6 protein-coding genes are annotated in these 13,482 nt (G+C 39.8%); all 6 read left to right on the top strand.

The window, feature by feature from the left end; translation table 11 throughout:
* The first annotated feature begins 56 nt into the window (after positions 1–56).
* The 6 genes from BacF7301_RS16410 to BacF7301_RS16435 all read left to right on the top strand — a co-directional run bounded on the left by BacF7301_RS16410 (position 57) and on the right by BacF7301_RS16435 (position 13,354).
* A complete protein-coding gene (locus BacF7301_RS16410) occupies positions 57–1,274 on the top strand; it encodes an alpha/beta hydrolase family protein (RefSeq protein ID WP_245208483.1) in 1,218 nt (405 codons plus the stop codon).
* A 1,198-nt stretch (positions 1,275–2,472) separates the two neighbouring features.
* On the top strand, positions 2,473–5,799 hold the full coding sequence (locus BacF7301_RS16415; protein WP_167964454.1) for a SusC/RagA family TonB-linked outer membrane protein: 3,327 nt from the start codon (positions 2,473–2,475) through the stop codon (positions 5,797–5,799).
* 19 nt (positions 5,800–5,818) lie between these two features.
* Positions 5,819–7,390 (top strand): RagB/SusD family nutrient uptake outer membrane protein, encoded by a 1,572-nt coding sequence (locus BacF7301_RS16420; protein ID WP_167964456.1) that lies wholly within the window; start codon positions 5,819–5,821, stop codon positions 7,388–7,390.
* A gap of 117 nt (positions 7,391–7,507) precedes the next feature.
* On the top strand, positions 7,508–7,900 hold the full coding sequence (locus BacF7301_RS16425; RefSeq protein WP_167964458.1) for a DUF4377 domain-containing protein: 393 nt from the start codon (positions 7,508–7,510) through the stop codon (positions 7,898–7,900).
* Positions 7,901–8,399: 499 nt separating this feature from the next.
* Complete coding sequence (locus BacF7301_RS16430; RefSeq protein ID WP_167964460.1) at positions 8,400–11,693, top strand: SusC/RagA family TonB-linked outer membrane protein; 3,294 nt, start codon at positions 8,400–8,402, stop codon at positions 11,691–11,693.
* Positions 11,694–11,719: 26 nt separating this feature from the next.
* On the top strand, positions 11,720–13,354 hold the full coding sequence (locus tag BacF7301_RS16435) for a RagB/SusD family nutrient uptake outer membrane protein (RefSeq protein ID WP_167964462.1): 1,635 nt from the start codon (positions 11,720–11,722) through the stop codon (positions 13,352–13,354).
* Positions 13,355–13,482: the final 128 nt, after the last annotated feature.

A 13,482-nucleotide genomic window follows, 5' to 3' on the forward strand; every position in this document is an offset into this window, starting at 1 on the left:
GACCTTTTTTATAATACAACATTACAATGAGAAAAAGTATAATAGCTGGTTTATTAATGCTGACAGTTCACAGTAGCGTTATTTCCGCCCAAACTCCGGAAGTAATAGGTCGTGAACATAATATCATTCAATCAGAACGACAGGATGGACGCTTCCTGAGTACTTACGGAGTTGTTCACGCAATGCTTTCACACATAAAACCGGAATGTGCATTTCAACCGGATATGACTTTGGAAGAATTCCGTGAATGGCAACATAAAGTACGGAAGTCAATGCAGGAAATTATGAACTTCCCCGAAATAAAGGACATGCCGTCACCTAAACGACTATACAGCAAACAACGTGACGGCTACAAACTGGAGAAGTGGGAATTTTATCCTTTGCCCGAATGTGTATCTACTTTTCTAGTATTGATACCGGATTCTTTGCAGCAGCCAGTTCCTGCTGTTTTATGTATTCCCGGTTCCGGTGGCAGTAAAGAAGGATTGGCGGGCGAGCCGGGCGTTTTCCCGAAGCTGAATGATGATTATCAGAATCCCAAGGTAACAATGGCACGGAATTTTGCGAAAGCAGGTTATGTGGCGGTAGCCGTAGATAATCCGGCAGCCGGTGAATCCTCGGATTTGGAACGTTATGCACGCGGAAGAAATTATAACTACGATTTGGTGTCGCGAGTTCTGTTAGAATTGGGATGGAGTTATCTCGGTTATACTTCTTATCTTGATATGCAAGTTCTTCAATGGATGAAAGCACAGACCTATATCCGTAAAGACCGGATTATCGTAAGTGGCTTTTCTCTGGGGACAGAGCCGTTAATGGTACTGGGAACGCTGGATACGTCACTCTATGCTTTTGTTTACAATGATTTTTTGTGCCAAACACAAGAACGCGCATTGGTAATGACCGTGCCTGATAAGGATGGCACACGACCTTTCCCTAACTCTATCCGCCATCTGATACCTGACTTTTGGCGTAAATTCAACTTCCCTGATATTGTAGCTGCCTTGGCTCCCCGTCCTGTGATATTGACGGAAGGAGGACTGGACCGTGACTTGAATCTTGTACGTGCCGCATATAAGATTGCCGGACACCCGGAGAATATCGAGATACACCATTATCCTAAGTACGCCAGTCCGCATAATCGAACGGACTTTGACGCATTGCCGGAAGGGCTCGATAGAGATGAGTTTTATAAATTAGTGAACGTAGATGGTCCTAATCATTATTTTAAATCGGAATTAGTTCTTCCTTGGTTAAAGAAACATTTAGAGTAAATATTTGATGTTTATATATTGATTAATAGCACACGCAATTAGTTCAAATTCGTGCGAAAATGAACTAAGTCAATTTTAGAAATAAACACGCACTCCAAACAAAAGTTTTCACGATTTACCCTCATACTCTCATAAATATCTTCAAAGCCTTTATTCATCGTGGCTTCAGCTATGAGAGCAGGTTATGATAGCACCCTGATAGCAAAAGTTACTCTCAGGGTACTATCATCTCATTCCCCTATAAAACATAGGATATACTAACGGGATTTTAACGTTATCTCTTCGTTATCCTTTCGTTAGATTACCGGTATCACTAATTCGTCACGGCCGTGACGAATTCCTACCACGGCTGTGAAGAGAACCTACCACGGCCGTGACGAATAGTTACCACGGCCGTGGTGAGATAACAATACCGGTAATCTAATGAAAGAATACCGGCAGCCTAACGCAAAGATAAAGGCAAGATAACTAACACTTCCTTACTTCATAACTTATGTTTCCCTAAACAACATAGCTAGGGAACCCACATTAGAGCACAACGTACTGAAATGAGCAATTTTTCGACACAGTTCTTCTAATCTCCAATAAGTATCGGGTGAACTAAAAGAATCTGTATCATTTGTGATACCTATTTCTACTACACTTATATCAAAAACTTTGTTTGGCTTATGTTATTTGTCATCATACCGGTAATTGATTATGTTTATCTAATAACTCCTAGAAACTTGAATAAGTGTAGTGTTGCCAATAAATAACAGCTTGTCTTTATAAGTATTATTATTAAAATAATGGGTAGTGATTATTAATGGATGCATAAGTTCGATTAGAACTTAGTTGAGTTATTTATTAATATTCTCTTCTATCTTATAGATAATTTGGTCGTTAATTATAATATGTATGATTTTAAATCGCTGCAAATATATCTATATTATTAATAATAACAAAGTATTTAATAAATTATTTTCTTATATATGCTGCTAAATGCGAAAAGATGTATTATCAAATCGGCAGATAGAGAGACAGAATAATATAATAAGTAGGTAGAAAATAGATTGATTTTACGAATATGCTTTTGCTTTTGATTAAAATTTTAAAGGAGAGTCTGGGGTAAGAAGGCGAGGTATTACTGAAAGATTAGTTCTAATCGGACTTGGATAAGTATTTAAATTATCTTAATTATTAACTAAAAGTAATACTAATGAAAAAAGACATCCTTTTGCTTGTGTTGTGTCTTTTCTGCTCCATAGGAGCCGTGGCACAGACAAAAACAATTACCGGTGTGGTAAGCGATGCTACTGGTGAGCCAATCATCGGAGCGAGTGTTGTCGAAGTGGGTACGACAAATGGTACCATTACCGACATTGATGGTAAATTTGTATTAAACATGAATCCGGACGGGAAAATCAGAGTCTCGTACATCGGATATCAGGTGCAAACGATTGACCTTAAGGGAAAAACTTCTTTCCGGATACAAATGAAAGAAGATTCCGAGATGTTGGAAGAAGTGGTCGTAACCGGTTATGGCGGCAAACAGTTACGCACTAAAGTCACTAACTCAATTTCCAAAGTAAAAGAAGAAACATTGAAGCAGGGTTTGTATTCAAATCCAGGTCAGGCATTGTCCGGAGCCGTTGCCGGTTTGTCTGTCAGCCAGACTTCCGGTAATCCGGGCAGTACCCCGACTTTAGTGCTTCGTGGGGGAACTAACTTTGACGGTTCGGGTTCACCTCTTATCTTGATTGACGGTCAGGTGCGCTCTTCTTTGAGCGATATCAATCCGGATGATATTGAATCAATGGAAGTCTTGAAAGATGCCGGAGCAACTGCCATTTACGGTGCCCGTGCTAACGACGGTGTGATTCTTATTACAACCAAACGCGGAAAAAGCGGAAGGGCGGAAGTTACCTTGAAAGCTAAGTTCGGATTGAATTACTTCAAGAACTCTTATGAGTTCCTGGATGCCGGAGACTATATTTATTGGATGCGCATGGGATATAAGAATGCCTATATGGGTGATATGAAACATCCCGACGGAAGCGCGGTGAAGGCGTGGTCTTCTCTCAGTGGGTTGACAAGTGCCACTCCTTACGGTACCGGTAATGCCTATTTTGCAAACGACGGAGTGACTCCTTTGGATGGGAACAAAACAAGTTCTGCTATTTGGAGTACGATGAAATATGCTGATAATCTGGCTTTTCTGCTCGACCAGGGTTGGCAGACTATGGTTGATCCTATTTATGGAGATAAGCTTATTTATAAGAATACCAATATTGCGGATTTCAACGTACAGACTCCTGCATTTTCTCAGGATTATAATTTAAGTGTAAGTGGTGGAAATGAAAAAGGAAGTTATTATGCCGGATTAGGCTATAATAAAAGTGATGGTACGGCATACGGCAACTGGTATAAGCGTATCACTTTCACCTTCAATGCTGATTATAAGTTGAAAGAATGGCTGACTTCCAGTTCCAGTTTTAATTTTGCGGACGCTACCTGGAATGGGCTGCCTGCCACTCAGACGGCAGAAGCAAATTACTTCTCACGTTGCTTGTCACTGCCGCCTACTTTCCGCGGTTATAATGCAGATGGAGAAATGTTGTTGGGACCCAACTCGGGAGATGGTAATCAACAATACAATTTTGATAAATTTGTCCGTGATCAAAATACCGATAAGTTTACAATGAACCAGTCCTTCACTATTAATTTTATGAAAGGGCTCTCGCTGAAGCTAGGTGCAATCTGGTATTATCAGGAAGAGAAGGATGAAAGCTTTAATAAAGATTACCTAAGCTCTCCGGGGAATAAGGTTACGTCACGCAGTACTTCCGCTTCCTATGACCGTACATTAGATCAAACTTATAATGCCGTATTGAATTATAATTACCAGATTAATAAAGACCATTATCTGGATGCGATGGCCGGTTTTGAGTATTATGATTCTTATAACAAAGGTTTCAACGCATCCGGTTCGGGAGCTCCTACCGACGACTTTATGGATTTGCAATACACCTCAAAAGAAGAAGGAAAACGTTCTATTGATTCCTGGCATTCACGCCAGCGTATCATGTCTTTCTTCGGACGTGTGAATTACGATTATCAGGCAAAATATCTGTTGTCGTTAGTCCTTAGAAAAGACGGATATTCAAAATTAGCGAAAGAAAACCGTTGGGGAGTATTTCCCGGTGTATCCGCCGGATGGGTTTTCAGCAAAGAAGAATTTATGGCAAACACAAGCGATATACTTTCATTTGGTAAATTACGTGCAAGTTTCGGTCTGAACGGTAATGTCAACAAGAATTTTGTAGGCAATTATACCGTACAGGGTTCATATGGCAGTAACACTTATAATGGTGTTACAGGATTCCTTTTGGGAAGCATCCCTAATCCATATCTGATGTGGGAGAAATCCAGGACTTTTGAGGTAGGTCTTGATTTAGGTTTCCTCGAAAATCGTATTAATGCCAATTTTACCTATTATAACCGTTTGACAAGTGATAAATATGCCAATATCACAGTACCTTCCACTTCAGGCGTCGGCTCTGTAGTTTCCAATAACGGTAAATTCCAAAATCAGGGTTTTGAGTTTGAACTGGCTTTCCGTATAATTGACCGGAAAGACTGGAAATGGAACTTGAATTGGAATGGTGCATTGAATAAGAATAAGGTCGTGGCTTTGCCGGATAACGGACTGGACCGCAATCGGCAGGATTCCTATCAGGTATATACCGGTTATGGCGATGCAAAAATGTGGGTTGGAGGTTATCAGGAAGGACAACGTCCGGGCGACTTGTATATGTTTATTGCTGAAGGCATCTATAAATCACAAGATGAGATACCGGCAGGATTAATCGATATAACTTCCGGTAATAACGGTTCGACTGGCAGACCTTTATATGGAGGAGCAGAAGGTTACAATAAATTGTCAGACAGTCAGAAAGGAAATGCGTTGCCTATCCAGCCGGGCGATGTGAAATGGAAAGATGTCAACGGAGACGGAGTGATTGACAATTATGATATGGTGAAGGTCGGAAATACAGTGCCGAAATGGACAGGTGGTTTCAATACTACTGTGAGCTGGAAAGACCTGACATTATCAGCGCGTTTCGATTATGCTTTAGGATTTAAGGCAGTAGACTGGAAATCAATGTGGATCATGGCTTGCGCACAAGGTACGTACAATACTATTCAGGAAACTAAGGATACTTGGACACCGGATAATCCGAATGCCAAATACCCTACCTATGTTTGGGCAGATCAGTTAGGAAAAAGAAACTATTGCCGTAGTTCTTCCATGTTTGTATATAATGGTAATTATCTGGCACTTCGTGAATTGTCGCTTACTTATCGGTTGCCGTCAATATGGGCGCAAAAGGCTAAGTTAAGTAATGTCGAATTGTCCGTGACAGGACAAAACCTGGGTTATCTGACAGAAGCGAAGCATTTGTTCTCACCTGAAAAGGCGGATAACAACGGTGGCTATCCGTTGCCTCGTACTGTGATTTTTGGTATAAACGTTTCTTTCTAACATATAAATAAGACAGATTATGAAAAAAATAATATACATCATTTCTTTATTTGTATCTACTGTCCTTTATACATCGTGTGATGCTTTGGACCTTGCTCCTGAAGATTATTTCGGGAGTGGAAACTATTGGAATAATGAAGCACAGGTGGATGGATATATGACAGGTATGCATTCTCAACTGAGGAGTTATTATGATATGTTCTATGTTTTGGGCGAGGTTCGCGGCGGCACACAGCGTGTAGGAACTTCATCCGAGAATACTAGCTTGAATTATGCAAACTTGCGTTCGAACGTCATCGATCAGGACAGACCGGGCATTAGCAACTGGTATGGGCTTTATTCTCCAATCATGCAAGTAAACCATTTTATTCAAAAAGTGGAGAATGAATGTAGCTTTTTGGATGATACAAACAGGAAACATTATTTAGCCCAAGCTTACGGATTAAGAGCGTTATATTATTTCATGCTTTACAAAACATATGGCGGCGTACCTATTGTAACCGAAGTTGAATTACTGAATGGTAAGGTGACGGCTGATAAGTTTTATGTAGAACGTTCGACGCCGGAAGCGACACTGGAGTTCATAAAGGGTGATATTGTAAAGTCTGAGAATAATTATTCGGATGTCACGGTGGCAAATGGTTACGATAAAACGATATGGTCTAAAGCCGCTACTCTGATGCTAAAAGCTGAAATATATATGTGGGCTGCCAAAGTCTCTATTACCGGGCATACGGCTACCGGAACAACGGATTTAAAAGTAGCCCAGTCTGCTTTGAATCAGATTATAGGTAAGTTCGAATTGCTGTCTGACTTTGAGAATGTATTTAATACTTCCAACCGTAATAATAAGGAAGTTATTTTCACTTTACATTTTGCGGATGGCGAAGCAACTAACTGGGGAGGGCAGTTCCTGTATCAGGATGCAGTATTTATCGGACAAGTATATGGACGTGACAGCAAGCGGATAGAAACGGATACATTAAATTTAAAGGGGACTGGTGGTGTATTCCGGCACGAATATACTCATGCTTTCTGGTCTGCTTATGATGAAAAAGATATTCGTCGTGATGCTACATTCCTGGAGTACTATACCCAAGAAGATAAAGACCCTTCAAGTTTCGGATGTGTGTTGAAGAAATGTATCGGTTCGATTAATTCTAATAATAACCGTATTTATGATACAGATGTCATCGTATATCGTTATGCGGACGCTTTGCTTATGATGGCTGAAGTTGCGAACGGGCTGGGTGAATCTTGTAGCACTTATATTAATGATGTACGTAAACGTGCTTATGGTGACGACTATGCCGGACATGAATACACTGATGGTAGTTTTGAGGAAAACGAACTGGCTATATTACACGAACGTGATAAGGAATTTGTATGGGAAGGCAAACGATGGTTTGATGTTGTGCGTATGCAGGATGCATCTCACAATTCGTTGGCATTTTCCGCAGCAGCCAACTATCCGGCTACTTCTCCTTTGATTAGTGTGAGTGAAAAGCATAAACTCTTATGGCCGTTGGATATTAGTACAATGAATATCAATCCATTGCTGGAGCAAACTCCGGGATATGAACAGGAATAGGTATTAAGATTGTCGTTTTTTACAGCTAACAACATTTGAGTCTGCTTTAGAAAGTTGGGAGTAACTTCATGATAGAACTAACTTTTTAAGGTAGACTCAACATTTAAATCAATATTTATGAAATATATATTTTTACTCCTACCTTTTTTTATTGTCTTTACCGGATGTGGTAAAGATGAAGATGAGAAAGATAAAATTATCACTTTAACTATTGCCTCGGAAAAGAGGATGTGGTACGCTGGTGGGACAGGAAGTTTGGCCCCTTATTATTTAGCTAAAAATATGGAAGATGATAAGTGGCGTTTCTTTTGTATTTATATTGAGGGTTTTGATTACGAAGAGGGATATGAATATGTAGTGGAAATAAAGGTACATGAAGAACCTGTTGATCCTACGCTGGCAGATCAGGAACTTATTTCGTATTCATTGCATAAAATAATATCAAAGGAAAAGAAAAATTCGGAGAATTTACCGGAAGATTTGGATGCGTTGACAATATACTATGATTAACCGGAAGAAGGGGGACAACCCTGCTCTTTGTGCTACCCACTTTAATTGAACTGATATTAATAACTGCTTTATAACATCAGCTGATACAAATTGATATAATACTAAATTAGTCCTTTCAGAACTTGGCTATTTGTATTATTAGTATTTTTCATTTTTATATATATAAAATGGTTAACATGCAGGCTTTGTTTCTGTAATTCGCTGCAAATATAAATATAATATTAATAATATCAAACTAATTAATAAAAATATTATTTATATATCGATGTGGAAATAAAAAAAGCAATGATTGCGTTAATATAAGCCATTTATTAATTGAACTAACATATCAACTTTCCAGGTAGAAAAAAATATATTAATCTAATGATTTTATGAGAAAAATGCATAATCAATAATATCTATATATAGATATAAGGATAGGGAAGGATATTGACCAAGTTCTGAAAGAACTCAAGCGATTATTTAAATTACCTTTTATTTATTCTAAAAAACTATCCTTATGAAGAAAAGCATCCTTTTGTTAATCTTGTGCTTTTTCTGCTCCATAGGAGCAATGGCGCAGTCGAAATCAATTACCGGTGTGGTGACGGATGGGACCGGCGAGCCAATTATTGGTGCGAGTGTTGTCGAGGTCGGTACTACAAATGGTATCATTACCGACATTGATGGTAAATTTACATTAAACATGAATCCGAATGGAAAAATTAAAGTTTCGTATATCGGATATCAGGCGCAGACTATTGATCTAAGGGGAAGGACTTCTTTAAAAATTCAAATGAAAGAAGATTCTGAAATGTTGGAAGAAGTGGTCGTGACGGGTTATGGAGGTAAACAGTTGCGTACAAAGGTTACTAACTCTATTTCTAAAGTAAGCGAAGAATCGTTGAAAGTCGGTTTGTTTTCCAATCCGGCTCAGGCACTCTCTGGTGCAGTTGCCGGATTGAAAGTGACGCAAGCCTCGGGGAGTCCGGGTGCTACTCCTACTATTGTCCTTCGTGGTGGTACGGATTTTAACGGTTCGGGTTCTCCATTGGTTATTATTGACGGTCAGCTACGTGATGGATTGAGTGATATCAATCCAGAGGATATCGAATCGATGGAAGTCCTGAAAGATGCGGGAGCAACTGCTTTATACGGTGCCCGTGCAAGTAATGGTGTGATTCTTATTACTACAAAAAGCGGAAAAAAAGGACATCGTGAAATCAATCTGAAAGTTAAGATGGGGTTGAATTATGTCAATAACCCGTATGAATTCTTGAATGGAGAGGAATATATTAGGACTCTGCGTACTACATATTCAAAGTCCGGTTATTATTATAGCGACGGAGAATATGCCTCTATAGCACCTTTGAGTAATCTGACGAGTGCATCTCCTTTTGGCTTGGGCAATGAATTAGGCAAATCGGCATGGAACGTTATGGGTAAAACTGCGGATAATGCTTATCTGGTACAGCAGCATGGATGGAAAGAAATGACAGATCCTCTTGACCCGACACAAACAATTATATATAAGGATATTAATCCTGCTGATTATAACTTGAATAATCCTTCTTTCTCGCAAGATTATAATGTGAATATGTCTGGAGGCGGAGATAGGGCTGCTTATTATGCCGGTATTGGCTATAATCGCCAGGAAGGGTTGCCTATTGATACCTATTATGAGAGGTATAGCTTTATTCTGAATGCAAGTTATAAAGTTACAGACTGGTTGACATCAACTTCTAATTTTAATTATAATCGTGCGAACTGGAAAAATATGCCGGGATCAAATACGAGTGAGGGCAACTATTTCGGACGTATTATGTCTACGCCTCCTACGTCACGTTATGAAGATGAATACGGCAACCCGACTTTAGGACCTGGTGTTGCAGACGGTAATCAGGCTTTCCAACCGGAGAAATGGACAAACTTCAATCAAACGGATAAGTTCACGATGATTCAATCTTTCCAGATTGATATAATGAAGGGATTATTTGTGAAAGGAACCGCCAACTGGTATTATTCAGAAGGTTTGTATGAAAGCTTCACAAAGGATTATCTGGATAATATGTTGACGAACCATTATACGAAAACCCGCAGTACATCTGCTAAATTCGAGCGTAATTTTGCGCAGACCTATAATGCGGTACTGAATTATTCTCAGACGTTCGTAAAAGACCATAATGTAAACCTTATGTTGGGTATGGAATATTATGCGAACGAGAAACGTGGATTTTCGGGTTCAGGTTCCGGTGCTCCGACAGATGATTTCGCGGATTTGGCTTTGACGGATAAAGGCGAAGGAAAGCGTGCTATCGACTCTTGGCACGAACAATATCGTATTTTATCTTACTTCGGACGGTTGAATTACGATTATAAAGGTAAATATTTACTTTCGGCAGTGTTCCGGCATGATGGTTATTCTTCTTTGTTGGGGGATAATCGTTGGGGATTCTTCCCGGGTGTCTCTGCCGGTTGGATTTTCGGGCAAGAGCAGTTTGTTAAAGATGCTGTCCCTTTCCTGTCGTTTGGTAAATTGCGTGCCAGTTATGGTGTGAATGGTAATGCTACGGGAATCGGTGCTTATACCTTGCAGGGCTCTTATAGCCCGGCTACTTACAATGGCAATACAGGTTTCCTGATAGGTTCGCTGCCTAACCCCGGCTTGAGATGGGAGAAAACGAAAACGGCTGAAGTCGGTTTGGATTTGAGTTTCTTTGATAATCGATTGAATGCTAACTTTACTTTCTATAATCGTTTGACTTCGGATAAGTATGCCAACTTTAGCCTTCCTTCAACGACGGGTTTTTCTTCTATTAAAAATAATAATGGAGAATTCCGTAACAGAGGTTTGGAAATAGAACTTTCCGGAAAGATTATTAATACGAAAGACTGGAAATGGAGTATGTCGGGCAATATCTCCTACAATAAGAATAAGGTGATATCTTTACCGGATAATGGTCTGGAACGTAATCGTCAAGGCGGGCAACAGATTTATACGGGAGAAAAAATAACGAAAGAGAATGGTGAGATTGAATATGTAAAACGTTGGGTTGGTGGTACGCAGGTAGGTATGGAACCTGGAACTATGGTCGTTTATAAATCAGAAGGTGTATATCGTAGCTGGGATGAAATTCCCGGTGATTTGGTTGTAACGTCAGGAAATTATTACGGAAAGAAACTGTACGGACCTGATGCGTGGAAAAAACTGACAAAAGCGGAGCAAAAGAATGCTTTGCCGATTATGCCTGGTGATATGAAGTGGAAAGATATCAATGGTGATAAAATAATCGACCAGTACGACCAAGTGGAATTGGGCAATACTATTCCGCATTGGACGGGTGGTTTTAATACGACACTACGCTGGAAGAACTTGCAACTTTACGGACGTTTCGACTTTGCTTTGGACTATTGGATTTACGACCATACTACTCCGGAGATATTCCTTGCTTGTGCGCAAGGTACTTATAATACGACAACGGATGTATATAACACATGGTCGGAAGATAACCCGAACGCAAAATATCCTCGGTATGCTTATGCCGATGTTTTGACGAATGCCAATTATGCCCGTAACTCTACGATGTTTGCTTATAAGGGCAATTATCTGGCTATCCGTGAGTTGTCTCTCACTTATTCACTTCCTGAGCTTTGGGCTAAAAAAGTATTTTGTCAGAAAGTAGATGTGTCTATTACCGGACAGAATCTGGGTTATATAACTGCTGCCAATGTGGCAACTCCCGAAGTATCCAGTGCCGGTTCGGGCTATGCTTTGCCGCGAACTCTTTTATTCGGATTGAATGTGACGTTTTAAGTAACTAACTTTAAAAGAAAGAATTTATGAAAAAATTGAATATACTATCTGCTGTACTGTTTGTTGCAGTAGCGGGAGGAATTTGTACTTCTTGCGCTGACAAGTTGGATCTTTCTCCTATTGATTACTATGGAAGCGGTTCATATTGGAAGACCGAAGCGCACGTGATTGGATATATGGACGGCATTCATAAGCATCTTCGTGATGCTGCATTCCAGCATACGTTTTTATGGGGAGAAGCGCGCGGGGGAAATTTGATTACTACCGGTACCAGTTCGGATGGCATGGGTATGCTATATGGAGATATCAAGCTGCAAAATTTCGATGAGGCTCATACCGGAGTTACGGGCTTTGGAGATGTTTTCGGACGCCTCACCAATATCAACCTCTTTATTGCCCGTGTGACGGACGCTACTTATATTGATGAAGCAAAGAAAGGGTATTATCTGGGGCAGGCTTATGGATTGAGGGCATTTTATTATTTTGACTTGTACCGCACGTATGGCGGAGTGCCTTTGCGTCTTACGGCAGATGTGGTGGAAGGTGTAATTGATCCCAACCAACTTTATTTAGGACGTGCGACTCCACAGGAAGTGATGGCGCAGATAAAGAAAGACTTGAATAAATCTATGGAATGTTTTGGAGATAACAATTCTTTTGACCCTAATAACAGAGGGAATAAAAAAGGATATTGGTCTAAAGCAGCCACAGAATGTCTGATGGGAGAAGTATATCTCTGGATTTCCAAAGTGACTACTGGTAATGATGCTGCCGATGAAAGTAATCTGGCTACAGCAAAGACGCATTTGCTGAATGTTTTAAATAGCTACGGGCTTGAGAGAATGGATAACTTTGAGAATGTTTTTGAGGCTAAAAATAATAAAGGGAATAAAGAAATAATTTTTGCGGTTCGTTATGCCGAGGGAGAGGCTACTAATAGTAATAATCTCTTTACTTATGCTATGGCTACCGGTAGCACGAAAGACAGATACAAAAAGGATGGAGAGAAGTTTTTGGATGCATTGAACATTGGCAATACAGGCAGCCAGCAGTTAGAATATAAAATAGAACTTTATAATAGTTTTGATGATAAAGATACACGTAAAGATGCTACGTTTATTGCTTCCTACAACAAAGATGCTGAGACTGGTGAGCTATCTTTGTATGGTACCCACGTATGCAAGAATATCGGTTATGTAAATGCCCAAGGTGCACGTATTTATTGTGGCGATTATATTATTTACCGTTTGCCATGGGTATGGTTGACTCTTGCTGAAATTGAGAATATGCAGGGAGGAGACGTTGCTGCCTATATAAACAAAGTTCGCCAACGTGCTTATGGAGATAATTGGGATGAAGAAACTTATGGTTATAAAAATGCGGATTTCACAACGAATGAGTTAGCTATATTACATGAAAAGGATAAAGAGTTTGTTCAGGAAGGACAACGCTGGTGGGATCTTCGCCGTATGACTTTGACAAAAGGCGGCAAACATCTGGTTTTCTGTAAAGAAGGAAATATAGGAACAGACCAGCCCGTACTAAAGGAAGAAACGGAAGCTCATAAAGTGCTTTGGCCGGTAGATATCACTCTGCTGGGCAACGACCCGCTGATTTATCAGACGCCGGGATATGACACTTATAAGCAGCAGCCGGAATAAAAGTTAGTACATTGTGATAAAAAGCGGGATAGGTGCTAATTTGCCTGTCTTGCTTTTTATCTTATTTTTCTTTTTGAAGAAAGAAATGGTATATCAAAGTGGATTTATTAATGCTCTTGTATATAATA

Origin of the sequence: Bacteroides faecium, from assembly GCF_012113595.1 — a bacterium.
GTDB lineage: Bacteria > Bacteroidota > Bacteroidia > Bacteroidales > Bacteroidaceae > Bacteroides > Bacteroides faecium.

What these genes read in the sequence shown, in the direction of transcription:
- BacF7301_RS16410 (WP_245208483.1), top strand. Translation starts at nt 57, where the DNA reads ATGCTGACAGTTCACAGTAGCGTTATTTCCGCCCAAACTCCGGAAGTA.
- BacF7301_RS16415 (WP_167964454.1), top strand. Translation starts at nt 2,473, where the DNA reads ATGAAAAAAGACATCCTTTTGCTTGTGTTGTGTCTTTTCTGCTCCATA.
- BacF7301_RS16420 (WP_167964456.1), top strand. Translation starts at nt 5,819, where the DNA reads ATGAAAAAAATAATATACATCATTTCTTTATTTGTATCTACTGTCCTT.
- BacF7301_RS16425 (WP_167964458.1), top strand. Translation starts at nt 7,508, where the DNA reads ATGAAATATATATTTTTACTCCTACCTTTTTTTATTGTCTTTACCGGA.
- BacF7301_RS16430 (WP_167964460.1), top strand. Translation starts at nt 8,400, where the DNA reads ATGAAGAAAAGCATCCTTTTGTTAATCTTGTGCTTTTTCTGCTCCATA.
- BacF7301_RS16435 (WP_167964462.1), top strand. Translation starts at nt 11,720, where the DNA reads ATGAAAAAATTGAATATACTATCTGCTGTACTGTTTGTTGCAGTAGCG.